We start from the raw sequence: 20,842 nt of genomic DNA on the forward strand, positions 1-20,842 counted from the left end.
TCGGACAACGTTCCAGGCAACCGAACGGGTACGCCAGGGGCGCGGGGAGGAGCGCCGCCGCGTGCGCAAGGTCGTCAACGGGGCTCGGGATGGCCGGACTTGGGGCGCGTGGACGAGGCCCTCAGGCCGAGGGCGCACCGCCGGAGCAGCAGGTGTCGCCTTGCGGGACGGGTGACGTGCCCATCCGGTCGGCGTCGGCCTTGACGACGTAGACCTCCCAGGGCTCCTTGCCGGGGCCGTGCACCCAGACCTTGTCCTGGAGGGCGTAGCAGCAGGAGGTGTCGTTCTCCTCGAAGGTGGCCAGGCCGGCTTCCTTGAGGCGGTCGGTGGCGGCGGTGACCTGGTCGGTGGAGGTGACCTCGACGCCGAGGTGGTCGAGGCGGGTCTCCTGGCCGGGCTCGCCTTCGATCAGGACGAGCTTCAGCGGCGGCTCGGTGAGGGCGAAGTTGGCGTAGCCGGGTCGACGCTTGGCCGGCTCGACGCCGAAGAGTTTGGTGTAGAACGCGACCGACGCGTCGAGGTCGGGGACGTTGAGGGCAAGCTGGACTCGGGACATCGTGCACTCCTCAGCAGGTTGCATTGACACTTGTCGATGTCACCTTGCACCCTGGATCGAAGTGCGTCAACATAGACGCATGTCGAATCAAGAGCGTGGGGTGGCCGGCGAGGCCCAGGAGTGCTGTCCGGGGCTGCTGACCGCGCCGCTGGACGAGGGCCAGGCCGCCGAGCTGGCGAAGGTCTTCAAGGCCCTGGGTGACCCGGTGCGCCTGCGACTGCTGTCGATGATCGCCTCGCGGGCCGGCGGCGAGGTGTGCGTGTGCGATCTGACGCCGGCGTTCGACCTGTCGCAGCCGACGATCTCCCACCACCTCAAGCTGCTGCGGCAGGCCGGACTGATCGACTGCGAACGCCGCGGAACGTGGGTCTACTACTGGCTGCTGCCCGAGATGACCGACCGCCTCGCCGGCATCCTGACCCGTCCCGCCGGCCAGGCACTGCCCCAGGCCGACCCGTCGCCCGCCGGAGCCGCCTCGTGACGGCGCAGGACGCCACCGCGGGGGCGGGGCCGGTCGCGGGCCGACTGTCGTTCCTGGACCGCTTCCTGGCCGTGTGGATCCTGCTGGCCATGGCCGGCGGCCTCGGTCTGGGCCGCCTGGTGCCCGGCCTGGGCGACGCGCTGGCGAAGGTCACCGTCACCGGCGTCTCGCTGCCGATCGCGCTCGGGCTGCTGGTGATGATGTATCCGGTCCTGGCCAAGGTCCGCTACGACCGCCTGGACACCGTCACCCGCGACCGCCGCCTGCTGATCCCCTCGCTGGTGATCAACTGGCTGGTCGGCCCGGCCGTGATGTTCGCCCTGGCGTGGCTCTTCCTGCCCGACCTGCCGGAATACCGCACCGGGTTGATCATCGTCGGGTTGGCCCGCTGCATCGCCATGGTCATCATCTGGAACGACCTGGCCTGCGGCGACCGCGAAGCCGCCGCCGTCCTGGTTGCCCTGAACTCCGTCTTCCAGGTCCTCGCGTTCAGCCTGCTGGGCTGGTTCTACCTCTCGGTCCTGCCCGGCTGGCTCGGGCTGGAACGGACCGGGTTGGACGTCTCGGTGTGGGAGATCGCCCGCAGCGTGCTGGTCTTCCTCGGCATCCCGCTGGCGGCCGGCTTCCTCACCCGCCGGCTGGGCGAGAAGGCCAGGGGCCGCACCTGGTACGAGACGAGGTTCGTCCCGCGGATCGGCCCATTCGCCCTCTACGGACTGCTGTTCACGATCGTGGTGCTCTTCGCCCTCCAGGGAGACGCGATCACCTCCCGGCCGCTGGACGTGGCGCGGATCGCCCTGCCGCTGCTGGTGTACTTCGCGGTGATGTGGGCCGGGTCCATGGCCCTGGGCAAGGCCGTCGGCCTGGACTATCCGCGGGCGACGACGCTGTCGTTCACCGCGGCCGGCAACAACTTCGAACTCGCCATCGCCGTCGCCATCGCCACCTTCGGTGCGACCTCCGGGCAGGCCCTGGCCGGCGTCGTCGGCCCCCTCATCGAGGTGCCGGTGCTGATCGGCCTGGTCTACGTCGCCCTCGCCGCCCGCCGTCTCTTCCCCGACGCCCCTGCTCCCGCCGGGGAGTCCGCCCGAACCTGACCGCACGAGCCGCCGGCCGGGTCAGCGCGTCGTGTACCCGCCGTTGATGAAGAGCGTCTGGCCGTTGAGCCACCATCCTTCGGTGAGCAGGAAGATGACGTGCGGCACGATGTCCTCGATCCTGGTCAGTTCGCCGTTCATGGACGAGGACTTGTGGAACGCGACGGAGTCGTCGGTCTCGGCCGGGTAGAAGAACGAGGTGTCCATCGGGCCCGGGGCGATGTTGTTGACGCTGATGTTGCGGCCGAAGAGTTCCTTCGACAGGGCGCGGGTGAAGTGCTCGACCGGTGACTTGCTGCCGGCGTAGACCGAGTACAGGCCGGTGTAGGCGGCCAGGAGCGAGGTGACGACGGTGATGATCGAGCCGTCGCGGTCGATGCGCTTGGCGGCCTCGCGCATCATGAAGTAGGCGGCCTTGGAGTTCACCGCGAACATCCGGTCGTACTCGGCCTCCGAGGTCTCGGTCATCGGCTTCTTGATCACCATGCCGGCGGTGTTCACGCTCGCGTCCACCCGCCCGAACGCGTCGAACGCCGCGTCGAAGAGCCCCTCGACGCCGACCACCCGCGTCAGGTCCGCCTGGTGCGTCACCGCGTCCCCGCCCGCCTGTTTGACCGCGGCGGCCGTCTCCTCGGCGCCGGAGCGGGACGCGTCGCTGTTGTAGTGGACCACGACCTTGGCGCCGTGTTCGCCGAGTTGTCGGCTGATCAGGCCGCCGAGGTTCTTGGAGGCGCCGCCGACCACGACGACCTTGTCCTTGAGCGTACGAGCGGGCATGACGCGTCTCCTCGTGAGATGGGTGTCCGTCCCCGCGCGGGCGTGCCGGCACACACCGGCGCCCGCACTCCCGGGGCCTGGCCCCTCACGTGCGGCGCGCGGCCATCCCGACGCTATGCAGGCCCCCCGGTGATCGCATCCGCAGGGCGCCCGCGGCTCACTCGGCCGGCGGACGGCGTTCGGCGGGGGGGCGCGGCCCGGTCGGACGCCGGTGGTTCCCAGGGCCGAACCGTCAACGGCACCGTGCCGCGCCCGGGGCGTCCGGTCAGTCCCGGGCGGTGTTCTCCGCCGTCAGCCTGGCTTGCAGTACGGCCGCCGTACGGGCGCACCGGTCGCGGTTGCCCTCCTCGAAGGCCAGACCGTGCAGACACGTCAGGTACGGGCCGACGTGGGGGCCGTGGCGCAGGTGCTCCTCCTCGGTGCGTGCGCCCCGCAGATCAACGTGATGGTGCGGCCGCAGTCCGCCGTGCAGGCCCTGGGCGAGGCGGTCCTCGCCGGGTTGGTGGCCGACGGTTTGGCACCTGCGCCCGGCCGCACGTGACGCGGAGCGGCGCGGCCCATCCCCCTGTGTGGGCCGCGCCGCCGGTCACGTCGCCGAGCTACGCCGACGTCCGCTGCGGCAACCCTCGTGTGCCGCACCGGAACGTCGGGGCGGGCCCGAACCCCGCCTCCCCCTGGCGAGGGTCCTGGAATCGCCCCCGCTCGCAACACGGTTGGTAACTTCCGGGAACGCCCGCAGCCGTGCGCGGGAGCCCTGCGCATGCCTCCGGACCGGCACCCGCGGGGTCCGGTCGCCGCGTCACCACTTCACCACCGATCGTCCGAGCGTCTCGTCGAGCCCGTCCCGGTACCAGGCGTCCGGCGACACGTCGAGGCGTTCGGGCGGGTTCGTCGCCGTCGCGGTCGTCTCGGCGGCCGCCGACAGCATGTCGTACCGGGCTTCCCCGTCACGCGGGCTGCGCGCGTCGGGGGGCACGAGCTGGTCCCCCTCTCGGAGGTAGGCCAGCATCCTCTCGTGCGGAGAGGAATGGCTGTTGTTCATGGTCACCCTTCCCTCAGGAACTGTTGGAGGTGGATCGGTCCCACCCGGGGGCCACGGGGTCGGTCGACGACCGTTCCCGTGGCCCCGGGGCGAGGTCCGGTCCGGCGCCGCGCCAAGGCCGGGCGCGGCGGCCGGGTGCCCGGGCCGTGGCCTACGCGGGGGCCGGTTCCTCATCGTCACGGCAGCGCTTCGCCTTGGTCTCGGCCGCGGCCAGCTCACGGCTGACCGTCGCGGACGAGATCTCCAGCAGCTCGGCGATCTCGACGCCCTTCAGTCCCCAGACGTGGGTGAGTTCCCAGACGGCCGCCTGCCGTTCGTCGGCGATCGCGGTCTTCACCGACTCCAGCAGTTCGAGGTATTCCAGCCCGGCGGCCGGGCTCGACGCTAACTGCCGTGCGTGTTCCGGGGGTTCGTCGTAGAGCCGCTCGCTCGACGACGCCTTGCGCCAATGGTCCCGGAGCTTGTTGCGGGCGACGACGGTCGCGAACACGATGATCGGCTTCTCGAACTTGGTACCCCGGCGGAACTCCTGGAGCACCGCTATGCAGGTCTCCTGGGTGATGTCCTGGGCCAGGTGGTAATCACGCGTGACCCGCGTGACCGAGGAGATCAGCCGGGGCTCGATGGCGCGCAGCGCGTCCTCCATCAGCGCGGCCTCGCGTGCCTTCGACAACCGGCGGTGCGCCTCTCCGGAGTCGTCGCCGCCCCCTGAGAGCTGCCTCATGTGTCGTCCTCTCCACTGACCGGGTACCGCAACAGGGCCCCGGGCTCAAGGGGAGGACGAGTCGGCGCCCCGATTCCTTTCATCGCCGCCGGATGAAAAATCCGCGGTCCCCGACGGGACCTCACGGCATGGACACGCGTACTGCCCTCGCCCTCGTACTCGGCGGCCTGGCCGTCTACCTCGCCTACTACCACCCCGTGCTCGGCGCGGCCCTCGGCATCGGGGTCGTCGTGGTCACCCTGCTCCTGTCGCTCCTGGACGAGTAGTGGGACCGGGCGCGGTGCCCGCTCGCCTCCGCCGCGGCGTCACGCTCCGCCCTGCCTCAGCACGGTGAGGGCGAGCGAGGCCACCGCCAGTCCCAAGTACCCGGCGGGAGCGGCCATGGTGGCGTAGGCACGCGCCCGGACGTGGGCGACGACGGCGCCGACGAAGAAGAGGACGAGCCCGACGGCGGCGGCGACGCCGAGGGGGCGGAAGCCGAGGAGGCCGACCAGCAGCCCGGCCGCTCCCGCGCCCTTGAGCGCGCCGAGCCACGGGGTGCCAGGACGGCTCAGGCACCCCGTGGGCGCGGAATAACGCGGCGCGGAACGACGTTGGAGTGAACGACGTTGGGTGTGGAATGAAGTGGGTGGGGGTGGTGTTGACGGGGCATGGCTGTCATTCACCACACCACGCTCAAGCCCACCAAGTTGGAAGTCCTCACCGATTGGCTGCCCGGCCAGCCGTGGTTCCGGGGCGAGCACCGGTCACCGCAGCTGACGAAGGCGGGGGGCTTCCGGCTCGACGATCCACAGGGCGAGGTGGGCATCGAATGCCTGGTCGTCACGGACCGGTCCGGTGCCGTTCCGCGGTCCTACCTCGTCCCGCTCACCTACCGCGGGGCGCCGCTGGACGGTGCGGAGCAGGCCCTGGTCGGCACCACCCGGCACGGTGTCCTGGGGAAGCGGTGGATCTACGACGGAGCCCATGACCCGGTGTTCGCGGCCGAGTTGCTCGCGGTGTTCCAGGGGCGTGCCGTGCCGCAGTCGCAGAACGACTCCGACACCCGAGACGACTCCGTGACGCGTCATGTCGAGGACGCCGCGGCGTTCGGCTCGTCGCGGGTGGTGGCGGTGGTGACCGTCGCCCACGACGCACGGGGCACCGAGCTCGCCTTGGCGACCACCACCGCACCGGACGCGGAGCAGGCGTCCGGGGCGGCGGCCGACCGGTCGGTGCCGGCTTCCGGCGGCCTCGGCCTGCGCCTCGCGCGCCGGCTGGAGCCCCTGGCCGGTGCCGGCGTCGCGGCCGACGGCCCGGGGCTCCTGGGTGCGGTCACCGGTGTCTGGCGGTCGGGCGACGGCGCGGAGCACCGCGGCGTGTTCGCCACCCTCCGCCCGTCGGGCGCCTGAGGCCCACGACGACGGCACCGCGCGCCGGGGTGGGCCCCCGCGGGCGCCGCGGCGTTCCGGGCGGCCGGCCGGGCGGTGCTCGACGCGGTGCGGTGCGGTCGGCATGGTGCTGCCGGGCGGGCAATTTCCCTGCGCCCGGGCACAGTTCCGGGGGTGGCCGGCGGTGGGCGTCGCAGAGCCCGCAGGGCGGGCGGACTGCGTGCGTCCGGGTGAACAGTGCGGTCGGCTGGGCGTGCCGGGAATCGATACGGGCGCTGCGCTCCCCCTTATTGGCCTTGTGACGGATCCTGTGGACGTGGCGATGGTGTTGCTGGGCGGGTTCCCCCTGGGGCCTGCGGCCGGCGAGGGAGCGGAAGGCCGACCGGCCGACCTGCGGCCACGCCGTCCGGAGGAGGCGGACGGCGCCGACCTCACCAGGCCGTCGCGCGCAGCCGCTCCCGGAACGCCTTGACGTGCGGATTGCGTTGATGCGGGGCCAGCCGCTGAGCCAGCCGGGGCAGCGTGCCGTGCACGGAACCCGCGGTCAGCTGCCGGTGGTGGCGCAGTGCCTGCAGGGAGTGCTCCACGGCCGCGTCCACCTCGTTCAGGGCGAGCAGGGTGTGGGCGAGCTGGGCGTGCAGCAGGGTGCGGGCCTTGTGGTGGTCGGCGGGCCGGCAGGCGAGGGAGTTGGCCAGTTCGCCGAGTGCGGCCTTGTGCTCGCCCAGGCATGACAGCACCTCGGCCCGCTGGTAGCGCAGGGCGGTCTCCGGATAGCTGGTGAAGGGGCCTTCGGGGCCGGTGGCGCGCGCCAGGTGCTGCTCCGCCGCCAGCAGGTCGGCGGCCGCGGCCCGGCTCTGACCGGCACCGGCCCGGACGACGGCGCGTCCCGCGTGCAGGTAGGAGCGGACCGCGCTGGGCACCGCCGATCCCGCGATCTCGATGGCGGCCTCGCCCAGGGCGAGCGCTTGGTGGTGGTCGCCGAGTTGGTGCGCCTGGAGGCTGAGGCAGCGCAGGACGATCGCGTAGGAGCTGTGGTCGCCGGCCGCGCGGGCGAGTTCGAGGGCGATGTCGTAGTAGTGCTGGGCGAGGGCGGGGTGCCCGGTTTCGCCGGTGCGGCCGGCCAGGAGGAGCGTCAGGTGCGCGGCGGCGGTGAGGAGGGCCCGTCGGACCGCGGGATGTGCGGGGGCGGTGAGCAGCGGCACCACTTCGGTGGCGAGGTAGCCCGCGAGCGCGGGGCGGCCGTGGGCGCCGCCGTGCCGTTCGGCCACGTGGGCGCTGTGGATGGCCACCGCCTCCAGGCGCGCCGGGGCCGCGGCGGACGCCTGCGGTGCGCGGAGGTCGGCCGGGGGCAGGGTCGGGCGTCGGCTCCCCCAGCCGCTGAACGGGGGTGGCGGGGCGGAGAGGACGGTGCGCGCCAGGTCGGCCCGGTGCGCGGGGTCGGTCTCGGCGCGGCAGAGGGCGGCGAGGCGGAGCACCGGGTCGCCGCCGCGCAGCACGGTCGTCAGGGTGCCGCCGGTGGGGTCGGGGTCGGCGAACCCGGTGTCGCGGGGCGTGAGCCGGCGGTCGACGCGCCGGCCCAGCGCCTGGCCGATCAGTTGGCCGGCTGGCGGCCGGGGGCGGGCTCCGTTGAGCCAGCGGGCCACCGAGGTGCGGTCGTAGCGCAGGCGCACTCCCTGGGCGGCGCCGAGGGCGTTGACGGCGCGGGCGAGGTCGGTGGCGGTCCAGTCGGCCTCGGCCAACAGTGCCGCGAGCATCCGGTTGGGGCGGCGCGGGGGCGTCATCGTCTCTGTGCCTCGCTCAATGGTCAGGCTCGGGCTAAGGATTGTTCGTCGGGACGAGTGGCTTTCAACACGTTCACGCTTCCCGCCGTGGTCCGGCGTTCCACCTGGGCTGGTTTCATGGTTCCGTTGGTGGACGGCTGTTGGCTACGGCTCAGCGGTCCGCAGGGCGCCTTTCCGGCCACGGAGAGGCTGCCCCGGAAGAATTCCCCGGACACTCCGGAGGGCCCCCGCAGCGGTGGGTAGGAAATTGATCAGGCACCACGGCAATTCCACGTACGGACGTCGCTCCCCATGAACTCCTTTGGCACCACCCGTTTCTCCGGCTCCCCTCCTTCGGGCATCCGCGGCATGACCGGGGAATTGACGCGGAATGACGCGGCACGGGTGCTCCGCATCCCGCCCGAACCACCGTGCCGGGAGCCCTAGGTGCCCTCGTCACGCCGCCGCAACGCCAATCTGCGGGCCCTGTTGGCGGAGGCCCGCTGGACCCAGGCGGCATTGGCACGCACGGTCAACGCCCTGGCCGCGGAGATAGACCTCGACCTCAATTACGACCGCACGGCCGTCGCACACTGGCTCAGCGGGACCCGTCCGGCGCCACCGGCGCCGGAACTGATCGCGGAGGCGCTGTCCCGGCGGCTGGGCCGCTCGGTCTCCCCCGCCGCGGCGGGGCTCTCCGGGGAGCCGTCCGCTCCGGCGGGCGGGCGGCTCCCCCTCTCCGCCCTTCCGGTGGGCGCCGCGCTCACCGAGCTGTGCAGCATGGAGAACGACCCCGCGCGGCGGGCCGCGGCCCGTGTGATGCCGTACCGGGAAGCGGATCTGGCGCGGGCCGCGGACGCCAGCGCGGAGCGGGTGCCGACACCCCGGGCACCGCGCGGCGCGCCGGACGCCGGCGCCGACCTCGGCGTCGTCCGGCTCGCGGTGCGCTTCTACTCGGCCTCCTTCGACGCGCACGGCGGGCGCCGGGCCCGGTCGGCGCTGGCCGCGTACCTCGCGGACGACATCGCTCCGCTGCTGCGCGAGCGGGACGGCCGCCAGCCCCACAGCGAGCTGCTGGTGGAGGCTTCCCGGCTCGCGTTCCTGCTCGCCCGGATGTATCAGGACGCGTCGCTCCACGGGCTCGCCCAGCGCCACTTCAGCACGGCGCTGCGGATCGCCGACGAGTCCGGGGACGCCACGGCGCGCGCCGTCGTCCTGCGCGGGCTGAGCGCCCAGGGGCTGGCGCTGGGCCACCGGCGCACCGCCCTGCTCGCCGCCGAGGCCGCCGCCGCCACCCGTGCCTCCCAGGGGCCGGCCCGGGCGTTCCTGCTGTCCCAACTGGCCGTGACGCAGGCGGCCTACGGGCGGCATCGGGCGGCGCGGGAGTCCTTGGACCGGGCCGAGCGGGCACTGGCCAAGGCCGAGCGCGGCGGCGCGGTGGAGCCGTTCACCGCCTATTCGGCCGGTTCGCTGGAGTTCCAGAGCGCCGAGGTCCTCAGACATTCCGGTGACCTGCCGGCCGCCCGGGCGGCGTTGGCGAACTCACTGGCGCACCGTTCCACGGCGGACCACCGGGGCATGGCACTGAGTCACGCCCAGCACGCGGAAATACTCATGGGGCTCGGTCATGTGGAAGAGGCATGCGCCTCGTGGAATTCCTTCCTCGACCACTACGTCCAGCTGCGGTCCGGAACGGCCGATCTGGCCGCCGGTCGATTGCGGCAACTGCTGACGCCCTTCCGGAAACTCCCGGTGGCGAGCGCCGTGTTGCACCGGACGTTCGCCGTGACGTCACCCTCGTAGCACTCCCGGGGCACCGCACGGCCTGCGCGTTCACCCCTTTCAACAGCCCCGGACCGGGAACGAAGTCCACGGGCCCGAGGACGGATGTTGAATGGGACAACACCGACCAGGAACCACCGGAAATGGGGCGAGAAATGCCTGATGCCGTCGCGGCCAAAAGAGGGAAACGTAACCCGGAACCACTGAGGATCGTCCATGTCTTCCCCGGGCAGGGCGATTTCGCGGTGAGTCCGCTGAGCCGGGCGATTCGCACGCACGCAGTCGTACGGAAAGCCGTACGCGACGTATGCGAAGAGGCCGAAGAGGTGAGTGACGAATTCGGGATCGTGCCGCTTGCGAAGGCGTTGTTGAGCGAGGCGCCGCCCAGTGGTCGCGAGCTCGCCGCCGGCAGTGTGGGCACCCCCCAACTCGCCCTGTTCTGCTCGTCGGTGGCCGTGCACCGCGCGCTGTGCGCCACCGGCCTGGCGCCGGACCGGATGCTCGGCGTGAGCTTCGGGGAGATCGCCGCGCTCACGGCGGCCGGCGTGTTCGAGGTCGCCGAGGGCGCCCGGATCGCCTGTCTCCTGGCTCGCCAACTGGCGCACTGCGCGGGGGGTTTGACGCTGATCGGGGCCGGCGCGGAGCGCACGGAGGACCTGCTGCGCGCCGCCGGTCGCCCCGGCGTCGCACTGGCCTGCGTCAACGCTCCGGACGAGACCATCGTCAGCGGGCCGCTGCCGGAACTGGGCACCGTGGAGGACGTCGCCGCGCGCCGGGGCCTGCCGGCCGCGCGCCTGCGGTTGCCGTTCGCCTCCCACCACCCGTCCCTCACCGGGCCCGCGGACGCCTTCGCCGCCGCGATCCGGCACCTCGCCCCCCGCCCGGCGCGGATGCCCGTGCACTCGGCCGTCCACGGCGGCCCCTACCGGCCGGGGGACGACGTCCACCGCGGCCTGGCCAACTGCCTCGTCCACCCGGTGCGGCTGCCGGCGGTGCTCGACGGGCTGAGTGCCGGCGGTCGCACCCTGTTCTTCGAGGCCGGCACCGGCGGGGCGCTGAGCCGCAGCATCCGGCGGACCCTGCCGTCCGAGGCGGCCGACGCCCGCGCGCCGCTCACCGATCCCACCTTCCCCTGGCCGCGGCCCGGCGCCCCGACCGCCGACCGGCCGAACGCCGCGCTCGCCGCCGCCTTCTGGAGCCAACACGATGACCACGTACCCGCAACCGCCCGGTGAGCTCGACGCGCTCGTCCACGGCGCCCGCCCCTACACCCTGCGCAGCCGCCTCCTGACCGCCCTGGCGGCCGACCGCGAGCGGGCCGCCGACCCTCCCGAGGACTCCGCCCAGCGGGTGCACCGGCGCCTGCGGCTCCTCGCGGACAACCTGCCCCCGGTGGGCGAGTTGTTCCGGGACCCGGAACAACTCTCGGTGCTCAGCGAGTGCGTGGCGCTCGCCGACCCGCCGCTCTACATGGCCGTCGTCAACCACTACGTGCTCTGCCTGGGCTCCGTCGTCACCCTCGCCGACGACCCGGCGGCGCTCGGCCGTCCCTGGCAGGCGCTGGCCACCGGCCGCACCAAGGGCGTCTTCCTGGTGACCGAGGTCGGCGACGCCAGCAGCCACCTGGGCATCCGGACCACCGCCCGGTTCGACCCGCAGACCCGGGAGTTCGTGCTCGACACACCGGTGGTGGGTGCGGCGAAGTTCTCCGGCGTCGGGGGGTCCGGCGTGCCGCAGAGCGCCGTGGTGTGCGCCCGGCTGGTGGTCGACGGGACCGCACGCGGGGTGTTCTCGTTCCTGGTGGAGCTCACCGACGCCGACGGCCCGCGCCCCGGCGTGCAGGTGACCCGCACCCTCGACGTGCCCTCGCTGCCCCTGGACTACGCACTGGTGCGGTTCGACGGGGTGCGGGTGCCGTACCGGCACTGGCTGCGGGACCGGGCACGCATCGACGCGGACGGGGCCTTCCACGATCCGCTGGGCGGTCCGGACGCGCGGCTCCAACGGACCCTGTCCGTGGGGCAGGTCCTGTGGGCCACCCTGCCGTCGGCGGTCGCCACGATGGCCCGCCAGTCGGCCGTGACGGCCCTGCGCTTCGCCGCGCACCGCCGCGCCCACGGCCGGTTGGCCCCCGGCGCGAGCGTGCTGGAGTTCCGCAACCAGCAGCACGCGCTGCTCGGCGCGCTCGCCACCTCGTTCGCGCTGACCTGTGCCGGTCGGACCGCACGGGAGATCTGGACCCGGTCCCGCAGTGCCGCGGCGCACGGCGCCCCGGCGCACCGTGCGGACGGGATGACCTTCTCCCCGTGGACCGCCGTCGACCGGCCGCTGGCGGTGCTCAAGGCGGTCACGGTGCGCGGCGCCGCCCGGGTGGCCGGCGACTGCCAGCACCGCTGCGGGCTCGCCGGCTTCCTGCGCCCCAACCTCCTCGACGGCTACCACGGCTTCGCGCACGCCTTCGACACCGCCGGCGGCGACAGCCAGTTGATCCTGCTGGACGCCGGTCGGGCGCTCGCGCAGGAGCGGGGCGGCGGACCGGGCGGCACCGTGCGGCCGGCCGCCGTTCCCGCGGACCACCCCGGGTGGTGGCCGGCGGTGGCCCGGTCGCAGGAGGGGTGGCTGCGCGAGGACCTGCACCGCGCCGTCCGCCAAGGCGCCCGGGTCGGACGGACCGGGCTGGACCTGTGGAACCCGCTGCTCGACTCCGCACACGGCCTCGGGGAGGCGTACGGCGCCCGACTGGTCGCGGACGCCGTGGCCGCCGCCGTGGAAGCCGTCCACGACCCCGAACTCCGGTGTGTACTGCGCCCGTTGGCCGCCCTTTACGGGGCCGTCGAGGCACGTCGCCTGGCCGGCGGGCTGTTGGCCACCGGCGCGCTCGCCCCGGCCACCGTCCGGGCGCTGCCCGCGGTGGTCGACGGCCTGTGCGACCGGCTGCTGCCCCACCTCCCGCTGCTGTGCGAGGCACTGGGCGCACCTCCGGGCGCGGCGCCGGCCCCGTTGGCCGCCGACGACTACGCGGCCGCCCTGTACGACTCCCTCGACCGGTGACCGGAAGGCCGTCATGAGCCCGCACTCCTCCCCCCTGCCGCACATCGGTGTCCTGGGCATGGGCACCTACCTGCCGCACGACACCCGCACCAACCAGGACGTCGCGGCCGCCGCCGGCGTCACCGCCGAGTGGATCGCCCAGCGCACCGGCGTGCACACCCGGCACGTCGCCGACCCCGACCAGGCGGCGTCCGACCTGGCGGCGAACGCGGTCCGCGCCGCGGTGGCCGCCGCCGGCATCGACGTCGACCAGCTCGACGTGCTGATCGCCGCCACCTCCACCCCCGACGAACTCGGCCCGTCCACCGCCTGCCGCATCCAGGCCCTGATCGGGGCCCGGCACGCCGTGGCGCTCGACGTCAGCGCCGCCTGCGCCGGTTGGCTGTTCGCGGCCCGGGTCGCGCACGACTGGCTGCGCGGCAGCGGCGGCGCGCGGTACGCGGCGGTGGTCGGCGTCGAGGCGTACTCGAAGTTCCTCGACCCCACCGACCGGGGCACCGCGGTGCTGTTCGCCGACGGGGCGGCGGCCGCGGTGCTCGGCCCGGTGCACGACGGCGCCGGGTTCGGCGACTTCCGCCTGGGCTCCGACGGCACCGGCGCGCACCACGTCCTGATCCCGGCCGGCGGCAGCCGCGTCCCGGCCAGTCCCGCCACGCTCGGCGCGCACCGGCACCACATCCACATGGACGGCCGCGCGGTGCGGGACTTCATCGTCGAGATCTTCCCCCGGCTCGTGCGCGAGAGCCTGGCCGCCAACGACCTGCGGCTGGAGGACATCGACGCCGTCATCACCCACCAGCCCAACCCGGTACTGCTGCGCAGCCTCGGCGAACGGATCGGCATCCCACCCGGGCGGCTGGTCATCGTCGGCGACGAGGTCGGCAACATCGGGGCCGCGAGCGCCCCGTACGCGCTGGCCGGCGCCGCCGCCCGTGGACTGCTGCCGCCCGGCGGCCGGATCCTGCTGGCCGTCTTCGGCGCCGGCGTGACCTGGGGCAGCGCCCTGCTGACCTGGACCGGAGCGCCCACCATCCGCATCGCCCCCACCCGGGCCGCGCAGCACGCCCCCGCCCCACCCCCCACGTCCACCAGCCCCACCCCCGCCTTGCAGAGGAGTTCCTCATGACGTCCCTTCACGCCCCGTTCCGACTGGACGGGGCACGGGTCCTGGTCACCGGCGCCTCCCGGGGCATCGGGAAGGCCACCGCCGTGGCCCTCGCCCGGGCCGGCGCCGACCTCGCACTGTCCGCACGGAGTTCGGGCGCGCTCAAGGAGACCTCCACGCTGGTGGAGGACGAGGGCCGCACGGCGGTGCTGGTCCCCGGCGACCTCGCGGAACCCGGGGTCGCCGAGGCGGTCGTGGACGAGGCGGCGGCCGCGCTCGGCGGTCTCGACGTACTCGTCCACAACGCGGGCGTGCTGCCCGCCCAGGACGACGGCGCCCCGATCCTCGTGCCCCTCCAGGACTCCGCGCAGGCCGACTGGGACCGCGTCGTGTCGGTGAACCTCAACGCCACCGCCGCGCTGTGCCGGCGGGCCCACCGCCACCTCACCGGTTCGTCCCGGGGCAGCGTGGTGGTGATGTCCTCGCTCGCCGGGGTCGCCGGCACCCCGCGGATGGAGGCGTACGGCGCCTCCAAGGCGGCGCAGATCGCGCTCGCCCGCAGCCTGGCGGTCGGTTGGGCGCGCGACGGCATCCGGGTCAACGCGCTGTGCCCCGGCTGGACCCGCACCGACATGACGACCTTCGCCTCCTCCCAGGCGCCGCTGTCGGACTGGTTGATGGCGCACGTCCCGTTGGGCCGCTGGGCGGAACCCGACGAGATCGCCCACGCCGCGCTGTTCCTGGCCTCCCCCGCCGCCTCGTACCTCACCGGGCAGGCCCTGGTGCTCGACGGCGGCGCCTCCGTGCCGGACGGCGGGCTGGCCGGCATCCCCAAACCGCCGTCCCCGTTCACCGCCTGACCGCCCCGCGAATCGAGGAACACCACCATGACAACGGTGAGTCCCACAGCCGTGATCGACGGCATCGGCAGTTGCCTGCCGCCGCGGGTGCTGACCAACGAGGACGTCCGGCGGCGCGGTGTCCTGGACACCAGCGACGAGTGGATCCGCACCCGCACCGGCATCGCCCGGCGCCGGGCCGCCGAGGACGACACCAGCACCGGGGACCTCGCGGTGGCGGCCGGCCGGGCGGCGCAGGAGTCCGCTCGGGCCCGGGCGGACCTGGTGCTCGTCGCCACCACCACCCCCGACCGGCGCTGTCCGGCCACCGCGCCCGAGGTCGCCCACCGGCTGGGCCTGGGCACCGTGCCCGCCTTCGACCTGGCGGCGGTGTGCTCGGGCTTCCTGTACGGCCTCACGGTCGCCACCGCGCTGATCCGTACCGGTGTCTGCACCCGCCCCCTGGTGATCGGCGCCGAGACCTACTCCCGCATCATCGACCCGCTGGACCGGGACACCGCGGTGATCTTCGGCGACGGGGCCGGCGCGGTGCTGCTGCGCGCCGGCGACCGGGCCGAGCCCGGTGCGGTCGCGGCCACCGACTGGGGCTCCGACGGCACCGGAAGCGACCTCATCGCGATCGCCGCCGGCGGCGCCCGGCAGCCCGATCCGGCACGCCGACGGTGCCGTGACGACCACTACTTCCGGATGCGCGGCCGCGAGGTGTACGGGCAGGCGGTGCGCCGGATGACCGAGTCCTCGCGGGCCGTGCTGGAGAAGACCGGGTGGTCGCCGACCGTGGTCGGGGCGTTCATCGGCCACCAGGCCAACCAGCGGATCCTCGACTCGGTCGCCGAACGGGTCGGCATCCTGCCCCGCCACCGCTACGGCAACCTCCGCGACGTCGGCAACACCGCCGCCGCGTCGATCCCGCTGGCCCTCGCCGACACCGCCGCGCACCGCCGGGTCTCCCCCGGCACCCCGACCCTGCTCACCGCCTTCGGCGGCGGCCTCACCTGGGCCTCGGCCGCCCTGACCTGGCCGGCCGTCCGCCCCCACGACCACGCCCCGGAACCCCGCACCACCGACGCCACCCCCCGTCCCACGCACCGGAGGAAGACATGGACCCTGTCTACGACCACCTCGTGACCGTCCTCACCGACAAGTTCGAGGTGGACGCCAAGGAAATCCGCCCCGACAGCACGCTCGGCGCCCTGGAACTCGACTCCCTCGCCGTCGTCGAGCTCTACGTCACCCTCCAGGAGCACTGGGGCGTCCCGTTGGACGAGGACGGCGCCACCGCCGAACTGACCCTGGAACAGGTGGCGCAGGTCGTGTCGGCACAGCTGACCGTCGAGGGCGTCGCCGAGCGGGGAGGAGCCCCGCAGTGAGCGTCCCAGGCGACGACGCGGGTCTCGCGGTCACCGGAATCGGCCTGGTCACCCCGGCCGGTTCCGGGACCGCGGCGACCTGGAAGGGAGTCTGCGCCGGGCGGGGCACCGCGGCCCCGGACCCCGAACTGGCCGGTCTGCCGGTCGGGTTCTCCTGCCGCGTGCCCGGCTTCGACCCGCGCACCCAGGTGCCGGGGCCCCGGCCGTGGCAGCACGACCGGTGCACCCAGTTCGCCCTGGCGGCCGCCCACGAGGCGGTCGCCGACGCCGGACTGGACCCGGCCGCCCGGGACGCCGCGCGCGTCGCGGTGGTGCTGGGGTCGGCGGCCGGCGGCGTGGGCACCTACGAGGAGCAGCTCCGCAAACTGACCGACGGCGGTCCCCGGGCCGTCTCCCCCCTGACCCTCCCCGCGTTCCTCCCCAACATGGCCGCGGGGCAGTTGGCCCTCGCCCTCGGCGCCCGGGGCCCGGTCCTGCACACCGCGACGGCCTGCGCATCGGGCGCCGCCGCGGTGGCGCTGGCCGCGCTCCTGCTGTCCGCCGGGGCCTGCGACGTGGCGGTGGCGGGCGGCGCCGACGCCATGGTCACCCCGCTGTGCGCCACCGCGTTCGCCCGCATGGGCGCGCTGTCCCGCCGCCACGGGAGCCCCGCCCGCGCCTCCCGTCCCTTCGACGTCGACCGGGACGGGTTCGTGCTCGGGGAGGGCGCGGGGGTGCTCGTCCTGGAACGCGCCGCGGACGCCGTCGCCCGCCGGGCGCCGGTCCGGGCCCGGCTCGCCGGCCACGGCATGGCCGCCGACGCCCACCATCCGGTGGCCCCCGATCCGGAGGGCCGGGGCCTGCGGCTGGCCACGCAGGAGGCGCTGCGCTCCGCCGGCGCCACCCTGGCGGACGTCGCGCACGTCAACGCCCACGGAACCAGTACCCCCCTCAACGACCGTACGGAAGCGGCCACTTTGGGCCGGCTCTTCGGGTCCGCGGCCCCTTCGGTGACCTCCGCCAAGGGCGTCCTGGGGCACACCATGGGCGCCGCCGGCGCGATCGAGGCGGCGCTCACCGCGCTCACCGTCCAGCACCAGACCGTCCCGCCCACCGCCAACTTCCACCATCCCGACCCCGACGCCCCGGTCGTGGACCTGGTGACCGGTCGCCCCCGCCGCCAGCCCGTCCCCCTCGCGCTCAGCAATTCGCTGGGCTTCGGCGGCCACTGCACGGTGCTCGCGTTCCGGCCGGCCCCCTGACGTCATCCGGGCGGGCGATGTCGCCGCACCGCCGGCCGGTGGGAAGATCGCTCCACACCCCGGCCAACCCCCCGAGACGCGTTCGTGGTCGGCGGTGGAACCCGCCCTCCCCGGCGGAGAGAGGACAGCGACCATGGGCAACAGCGCCCTGCTGGTGATGGACGTCCAACAGGACATCGTGGAGATCGCGGACGGCGGCTCCGGGTACCTGCGGCGGGTCCGCCGCGCGATCGACGGCGCCCGCGCGGCGGGCCTCCCGGTGATCTACGTGGTGATCGGGTTTCGGCCGGGCCGGCCGGACGTCAGCGCGCACCACAAGGTGCTCTCCGCCGCGGTGCGGGAGGGCCTGTTCACCGAGGGGGACCCGGGCACGGCGATCCACCCCGACGTCGCCCCGCAGGACGGCGACGTGGTGATCACCAAGCGGCGGGCGAGCGCGTTCTCGGGGAGCGACCTCGACCTGGTGCTCAGGGTCCGCGGCATCGACCACCTGGTGCTCACGGGCATCGCCACCAGCGGTGTCGTGCTGTACACCCTGTGCCAGGCGAACGACCTGGACTTCGGCCTCACCGTCCTGGCGGACGCCTGCCTCGACACCGACCCCGAGGTGCACCGCACGCTCACCGACCGGCTGTTCCCGCGGTGGGCGGACGTCCTGGCCGTCGAGGACTGGCTCACCGCCCTCATCCCGAACTGAGCGGGTCGGCGCCGCGCGAACAGCGCGTGCCCACAACGGATGTTGGCGGGCGCGAGGGGCCGGTGCGGGATGGGGAGCACGTGCAACAGCCACGGTCAGTCCCACCCGCGTCGTGGTCATGCGATCATCCAACGAGCAGGCGCGGAGGGGTGTCCGGCGAAGGTGCGACCGCACGGGCGTCGAGCGGGCGCGGGCCACCGCCGCGTCGCGCCGGCCGCGTCCCCGGCCCCATCCGTCAACGTCCCAGAGAGCGACAGGAATCGATGCGCATCCAGGCAGCCGTCGTGGAGTCCCCCGGCGGCCCCTTCACCGTCCGCGACGACGTGGTTCTCGCCCCGCCCCGGCCCGACGAGGTCCTGGTCAGGATCGCGGCGGCCGGCATCTGCCACACCGACCTCAGCACCCGGCAGAAGTGGCCGCAGCAACTCAGCCCGATGGTCTTCGGCCACGAGGGCGCCGGTGTGGTGACGGCGGTCGGCGACGCCGTGACCCACGTCGGCCCGGGCGACAACGTGTGCTTGAGCTACCGCAGTTGCACCAGCTGCGGCCAGTGCACGGCCGGGCACCCCGCCTACTGCGAGACGGGCATCTTCGCCCTGAACGCCACCGGCACCCGGCCCGACGGCACCAGCCCGCTGTCCCGGGCCGGCGACGGCAGCACCGTCTACGGCAGCTTCTTCGGCCAGTCGTCCTTCGCGACGTACGCCCTCGCGCACACCAGCAACGTCGTCACGGTCCCCGCCGACCTGCCGCCGGCCGTCGCGGCGCCGCTCGGCTGCGGGGTGCAGACCGGCGTCGGCACGGTCCTCAACGTGCTGCGTCCGCCGCGGGGTTCGTCGGTCGCGGTCTTCGGCACGGGCAGCGTCGGGCTCACCTCCGTGATGACCGCGGTCGCGGAGGGCTGCCGGGTCATCGCCGTCGATCCGCTGGCGGCCCGGCGCGCCAAGGCCGTCGAGTTCGGTGCCGTGGCGGCCGTCGACCCCACCGCCGAGACCGACATCGGGGCCGCGGTCCGCGACCACGCCGACGGCGGCGCGCACTTCGCCATCGACACCACCGGGCGGTCCGACGTGATCTCCCAGGCCCTCGCGGCACTCGCCCAGCGCGGCACGCTGGCCCTGGTCGGGGTCGGCGGCCGCGCCGAGTTCGACATCATGACGGTGATGACGAAGGGCATCCGGATCCGCGGCGTCATCGAGGGCGACGCCGCACCGGCCGCGTTCCTCCCCGACCTCGTCGCCCGGTACCGCGCGGGCCTCCTGCCGCTCGACGGGATCATCACCGAGTTCCCGTTCCACGAGATCGAGGAGGCCGCCCGGGCCGCGGCCGCGGGCGAGGTCATCAAGCCCGTGCTCCGCTTCCCCTGAGCGGAGGGCCGGCGGGCCCGCCACGGGCCCGACCGGCCGCGGGCCCTCAGCGCGCCGCCCCGCCCGTCGCGGCGAACCCGTAGTCGGTCCAGGTGTCGAGCACCTTCTGCTGGAGCGCGCGGGGATAGGCGTGCCGGAAGTCGGTGGTGACGCCGCGGGTGCGCCCGGCGAAGTGCTCGGGCAGCAGGCAGCTGACCACCGACTTGCCGCCGCGGCCGGAGCGCACCTCCGCCGCGGTGAGGTAGGGCACCATGGGGATGCCGGGCGCGTCGGGGTAGGCGTACTCGCCGGTGCCGGGGTGGTAGCGGGTGGCCAGGGCCCACACCACCTGGTCGATGTCGGTGATGTCGATGTCGTCGGCGACGAGGAGGACCTTGGGCACCAGCCAGCCGGCGTGCGAGCCGAAGAGGCTGTCGGCCACCGCGTCCGCCAACTGGCGCTCGTCCATGCCGGTTTCGGCCAGTCGTCGGATGTCGACGGAGACCACGATCCAGCACGTCGCGGCCTCGTAGGAGCACCAGGCGAGGTCGACCGGCAGGCCGTCGGCGCGCAGTTGGTCCAGGGCGCTGGCGGAGATCATCGTGCCCCAGATGGTGTGGTTCTCCTCCGGCGGCAGGCCCGCGACGCAGATCGGCAGGATCGGGTCGGAGCGGTGCGTGACGGCTTCGACGTGGAAGACCGGTTGCGGTTTCGACTCGGCGAAGGTGTAGCCGTGGTACTCGCCCATCGGCCCCTCGGGCGCGGTCTCGTCGGGGCTGATGTACCCCTCCAGCACGATCTCGGCATTGGCCGGGACGTACAGGCCGTTGGTCTCGGTGCGGACCACTTCGACGGGGCTGCCGGTGAGCGCGCCGACGTAGCCGTCCTCGTTGACCTCGGCGGGCAGCGGCATCCCGGCGGCGGCCAGCGCCGCGGGCGGCGCGCCGAGCACCATCGCCCAGGGGGTGGGCTCGCCCCGCTCCTGCCAGCTGCGGTGGATCATGCCGAGGTGCTGCTGGGGCATGGCGGGGCCGACCAGGGTGGTGCGGCCGTGGAGCATGCTGCGGCTGATGGACCAGCTCGTCCACCGCCCGTCCGGGGTGCGCACGACGTGGAAGCCGTAGGTGCCGAAGTAGCGCCCGCCGTCCTGTTGGTGGAGCAGCGGGACCGGGAACCGTTCCAGGTCCACCTCGTTGCCCCGCAGCACGTGCTCCTTGCAGGGGCCGGAGTCCACGACGCGCGGGGCGACGGGTTCGGCGTGCATGGCGGCGATGAGCCGGTCCAGCAGCTCACGCGGGGTGGTGTCGCGCGGGAGTCCGAAGTGCGCGGCGAGGCGGCCGTAGGTGCCGGCGGGGCCGCTGCTCAGGCCGGCGGGCGCGCCGAGCAGCCGGTAGCCGGGCTCGGTGCCGGTCAGGTTCTCGAACAGCGGGGCGGGGCTCCTGGTTTCGTAGACGCGCCGGGTGACGGCGGCGGCCTCCAGGAGGGGGTCGACGGGGCGGTGGACGTCCACGGCGTCGCCGACGGCCAGCAGTTCGTCGACGAAGTCCCGGAAGTTGAGCGCGCTGCCGCGTTGGGTCATGGCG

General features: G+C 74.1%; 21 protein-coding genes and 2 pseudogenes. 15 read left to right on the plus strand and 8 right to left on the minus strand.

Features of this window, described 5'->3' with window-relative positions:
• Positions 1–121: 121 nt before the first annotated feature.
• Positions 122–556: an ArsI/CadI family heavy metal resistance metalloenzyme gene (locus ACLJT4_RS13725; RefSeq protein ID WP_411122583.1), complete on the minus strand. Its 435-nt coding sequence runs from the start codon at positions 554–556 to the stop codon at positions 122–124.
• 79 nt (positions 557–635) lie between these two features.
• On the opposite strand from ACLJT4_RS13725, the gene ACLJT4_RS13730 reads away from it, so the two are divergent.
• Positions 636–1,037, plus strand: coding sequence for an ArsR/SmtB family transcription factor (locus tag ACLJT4_RS13730; protein WP_411122584.1), 402 nt, complete (start codon positions 636–638; stop codon positions 1,035–1,037).
• Positions 1,034–2,134, plus strand: coding sequence for an ACR3 family arsenite efflux transporter (gene arsB, locus ACLJT4_RS13735; protein ID WP_411122585.1), 1,101 nt, complete (start codon positions 1,034–1,036; stop codon positions 2,132–2,134). Before ACLJT4_RS13730 ends, arsB begins: the two co-directional genes overlap by 4 nt.
• 21 nt (positions 2,135–2,155) lie before the next feature.
• Here arsB and ACLJT4_RS13740 read toward each other — a convergent pair whose 3' ends face one another.
• Together ACLJT4_RS13740 and ACLJT4_RS13745 are read right to left on the minus strand one after the other, a co-directional pair.
• Positions 2,156–2,911, minus strand: a complete 756-nt coding sequence (locus ACLJT4_RS13740) for an SDR family oxidoreductase (RefSeq protein ID WP_233655784.1) — start codon at positions 2,909–2,911, stop codon at positions 2,156–2,158.
• A gap of 265 nt (positions 2,912–3,176) precedes the next feature.
• Positions 3,177–3,347 (minus strand): annotated as a pseudogene (locus ACLJT4_RS13745) (PadR family transcriptional regulator); the annotation flags it as partial.
• Between ACLJT4_RS13745 and ACLJT4_RS13750 the strand changes: the two are divergent.
• Positions 3,345–3,452 (plus strand): annotated as a pseudogene (locus ACLJT4_RS13750) (nuclear transport factor 2 family protein); the annotation flags it as partial. The pseudogenes ACLJT4_RS13745 and ACLJT4_RS13750 overlap by 3 nt on opposite strands.
• 258 nt (positions 3,453–3,710) lie before the next feature.
• Here the strand turns inward: ACLJT4_RS13750 and ACLJT4_RS13755 are convergent.
• Both ACLJT4_RS13755 and ACLJT4_RS13760 read right to left on the minus strand, forming a co-directional pair.
• Positions 3,711–3,953 (minus strand): hypothetical protein, encoded by a 243-nt coding sequence (locus ACLJT4_RS13755; protein ID WP_103377144.1) that lies wholly within the window; start codon positions 3,951–3,953, stop codon positions 3,711–3,713.
• A gap of 151 nt (positions 3,954–4,104) precedes the next feature.
• Entirely contained in the window at positions 4,105–4,677 is a 573-nt protein-coding gene (locus tag ACLJT4_RS13760; protein ID WP_411122586.1) for an RNA polymerase sigma factor, read from the minus strand.
• 128 nt (positions 4,678–4,805) lie between these two features.
• Here ACLJT4_RS13760 and ACLJT4_RS13765 point away from each other — a divergent pair, with 128 nt between their 5' ends.
• Positions 4,806–4,943, plus strand: a complete 138-nt coding sequence (locus ACLJT4_RS13765) for a hypothetical protein (RefSeq protein WP_411122587.1) — start codon at positions 4,806–4,808, stop codon at positions 4,941–4,943.
• A gap of 39 nt (positions 4,944–4,982) precedes the next feature.
• Here the strand turns inward: ACLJT4_RS13765 and ACLJT4_RS13770 are convergent, their stop codons facing one another.
• The gene (locus ACLJT4_RS13770) at positions 4,983–5,342 is read right to left on the minus strand and encodes a DoxX family protein (protein ID WP_411122588.1); all 360 of its coding nucleotides are present in this window, start codon (positions 5,340–5,342) and stop codon (positions 4,983–4,985) included.
• Here ACLJT4_RS13770 and ACLJT4_RS13775 point away from each other — a divergent pair.
• On the plus strand, positions 5,328–6,068 hold the full coding sequence (locus ACLJT4_RS13775; RefSeq protein ID WP_411122589.1) for a maltokinase N-terminal cap-like domain-containing protein: 741 nt from the start codon (positions 5,328–5,330) through the stop codon (positions 6,066–6,068). The two genes, ACLJT4_RS13770 and ACLJT4_RS13775, sit on opposite strands and share 15 nt — an antisense overlap.
• Before the next feature lie 410 nt (positions 6,069–6,478).
• Here ACLJT4_RS13775 and ACLJT4_RS13780 read toward each other — a convergent pair whose 3' ends face one another.
• Entirely contained in the window at positions 6,479–7,828 is a 1,350-nt protein-coding gene (locus ACLJT4_RS13780; RefSeq protein WP_411122590.1) for a hypothetical protein, read from the minus strand.
• Between the two features lie 426 nt (positions 7,829–8,254).
• On the opposite strand from ACLJT4_RS13780, the gene ACLJT4_RS13785 reads away from it, so the two are divergent.
• The 10 genes from ACLJT4_RS13785 to ACLJT4_RS13830 all read left to right on the plus strand — a co-directional run bounded on the left by ACLJT4_RS13785 (position 8,255) and on the right by ACLJT4_RS13830 (position 19,280).
• Positions 8,255–9,610 carry a hypothetical protein gene (locus ACLJT4_RS13785; RefSeq protein ID WP_411122591.1) on the plus strand — a complete coding sequence of 452 codons (1,356 nt, stop codon included), beginning with the start codon at positions 8,255–8,257 and terminating at the stop codon, positions 9,608–9,610.
• A 305-nt stretch (positions 9,611–9,915) separates the two neighbouring features.
• Positions 9,916–10,824 carry an ACP S-malonyltransferase gene (locus ACLJT4_RS13790; RefSeq protein WP_411122592.1) on the plus strand — a complete coding sequence of 303 codons (909 nt, stop codon included), beginning with the start codon at positions 9,916–9,918 and terminating at the stop codon, positions 10,822–10,824.
• Positions 10,796–12,640, plus strand: a complete 1,845-nt coding sequence (locus tag ACLJT4_RS13795) for an acyl-CoA dehydrogenase (RefSeq protein ID WP_411122593.1) — start codon at positions 10,796–10,798, stop codon at positions 12,638–12,640. The genes ACLJT4_RS13790 and ACLJT4_RS13795 overlap by 29 nt, the downstream gene beginning before the upstream one ends.
• A gap of 13 nt (positions 12,641–12,653) precedes the next feature.
• Positions 12,654–13,766 (plus strand): 3-oxoacyl-ACP synthase III family protein, encoded by a 1,113-nt coding sequence (locus tag ACLJT4_RS13800; RefSeq protein WP_411122594.1) that lies wholly within the window; start codon positions 12,654–12,656, stop codon positions 13,764–13,766.
• On the plus strand, positions 13,763–14,605 hold the full coding sequence (locus tag ACLJT4_RS13805; RefSeq protein WP_411122595.1) for an SDR family NAD(P)-dependent oxidoreductase: 843 nt from the start codon (positions 13,763–13,765) through the stop codon (positions 14,603–14,605). The genes ACLJT4_RS13800 and ACLJT4_RS13805 overlap by 4 nt, the downstream gene beginning before the upstream one ends.
• Positions 14,606–14,632: 27 nt before the next feature.
• Entirely contained in the window at positions 14,633–15,733 is a 1,101-nt protein-coding gene (locus ACLJT4_RS13810; protein WP_411122596.1) for a beta-ketoacyl-ACP synthase III, read from the plus strand.
• Positions 15,706–15,975, plus strand: a complete 270-nt coding sequence (locus ACLJT4_RS13815) for an acyl carrier protein (protein WP_411122597.1) — start codon at positions 15,706–15,708, stop codon at positions 15,973–15,975. The genes ACLJT4_RS13810 and ACLJT4_RS13815 overlap by 28 nt, the downstream gene beginning before the upstream one ends.
• Complete coding sequence (locus ACLJT4_RS13820; RefSeq protein ID WP_411122598.1) at positions 15,972–17,216, plus strand: beta-ketoacyl-[acyl-carrier-protein] synthase family protein; 1,245 nt, start codon at positions 15,972–15,974, stop codon at positions 17,214–17,216. The genes ACLJT4_RS13815 and ACLJT4_RS13820 overlap by 4 nt, the downstream gene beginning before the upstream one ends.
• Positions 17,217–17,349: 133 nt before the next feature.
• Positions 17,350–17,913, plus strand: a complete 564-nt coding sequence (locus ACLJT4_RS13825) for a cysteine hydrolase family protein (RefSeq protein ID WP_411122599.1) — start codon at positions 17,350–17,352, stop codon at positions 17,911–17,913.
• A 263-nt stretch (positions 17,914–18,176) separates the two neighbouring features.
• Positions 18,177–19,280: an NAD(P)-dependent alcohol dehydrogenase gene (locus ACLJT4_RS13830; protein ID WP_411122600.1), complete on the plus strand. Its 1,104-nt coding sequence runs from the start codon at positions 18,177–18,179 to the stop codon at positions 19,278–19,280.
• A 46-nt stretch (positions 19,281–19,326) separates the two neighbouring features.
• On the opposite strand, the gene ACLJT4_RS13835 is transcribed toward ACLJT4_RS13830, so the two are convergent.
• Entirely contained in the window at positions 19,327–20,838 is a 1,512-nt protein-coding gene (locus ACLJT4_RS13835; RefSeq protein ID WP_411122601.1) for a UbiD family decarboxylase, read from the minus strand.
• Between the last annotated feature and the right edge of the window lie 4 nt (positions 20,839–20,842).

The organism is Streptomyces sp. x-19 (assembly GCF_046549115.1).
Lineage (GTDB): Bacteria > Actinomycetota > Actinomycetes > Streptomycetales > Streptomycetaceae > Streptomyces > Streptomyces albulus_C.

What these genes read in the sequence shown, in the direction of transcription:
- ACLJT4_RS13725 (WP_411122583.1), bottom strand. Translation starts at nt 556, where the DNA reads ATGTCCCGAGTCCAGCTTGCCCTCAACGTCCCCGACCTCGACGCGTCG.
- ACLJT4_RS13730 (WP_411122584.1), top strand. Translation starts at nt 636, where the DNA reads ATGTCGAATCAAGAGCGTGGGGTGGCCGGCGAGGCCCAGGAGTGCTGT.
- ACLJT4_RS13740 (WP_233655784.1), bottom strand. Translation starts at nt 2,911, where the DNA reads ATGCCCGCTCGTACGCTCAAGGACAAGGTCGTCGTGGTCGGCGGCGCC.
- ACLJT4_RS13755 (WP_103377144.1), bottom strand. Translation starts at nt 3,953, where the DNA reads ATGAACAACAGCCATTCCTCTCCGCACGAGAGGATGCTGGCCTACCTC.
- ACLJT4_RS13760 (WP_411122586.1), bottom strand. Translation starts at nt 4,677, where the DNA reads ATGAGGCAGCTCTCAGGGGGCGGCGACGACTCCGGAGAGGCGCACCGC.
- ACLJT4_RS13765 (WP_411122587.1), top strand. Translation starts at nt 4,806, where the DNA reads ATGGACACGCGTACTGCCCTCGCCCTCGTACTCGGCGGCCTGGCCGTC.
- ACLJT4_RS13775 (WP_411122589.1), top strand. Translation starts at nt 5,328, where the DNA reads ATGGCTGTCATTCACCACACCACGCTCAAGCCCACCAAGTTGGAAGTC.
- ACLJT4_RS13780 (WP_411122590.1), bottom strand. Translation starts at nt 7,828, where the DNA reads ATGACGCCCCCGCGCCGCCCCAACCGGATGCTCGCGGCACTGTTGGCC.
- ACLJT4_RS13795 (WP_411122593.1), top strand. Translation starts at nt 10,796, where the DNA reads ATGACCACGTACCCGCAACCGCCCGGTGAGCTCGACGCGCTCGTCCAC.
- ACLJT4_RS13800 (WP_411122594.1), top strand. Translation starts at nt 12,654, where the DNA reads ATGAGCCCGCACTCCTCCCCCCTGCCGCACATCGGTGTCCTGGGCATG.
- ACLJT4_RS13805 (WP_411122595.1), top strand. Translation starts at nt 13,763, where the DNA reads ATGACGTCCCTTCACGCCCCGTTCCGACTGGACGGGGCACGGGTCCTG.
- ACLJT4_RS13810 (WP_411122596.1), top strand. Translation starts at nt 14,633, where the DNA reads ATGACAACGGTGAGTCCCACAGCCGTGATCGACGGCATCGGCAGTTGC.
- ACLJT4_RS13815 (WP_411122597.1), top strand. Translation starts at nt 15,706, where the DNA reads ATGGACCCTGTCTACGACCACCTCGTGACCGTCCTCACCGACAAGTTC.
- ACLJT4_RS13825 (WP_411122599.1), top strand. Translation starts at nt 17,350, where the DNA reads ATGGGCAACAGCGCCCTGCTGGTGATGGACGTCCAACAGGACATCGTG.
- ACLJT4_RS13830 (WP_411122600.1), top strand. Translation starts at nt 18,177, where the DNA reads ATGCGCATCCAGGCAGCCGTCGTGGAGTCCCCCGGCGGCCCCTTCACC.
- ACLJT4_RS13835 (WP_411122601.1), bottom strand. Translation starts at nt 20,838, where the DNA reads ATGACCCAACGCGGCAGCGCGCTCAACTTCCGGGACTTCGTCGACGAA.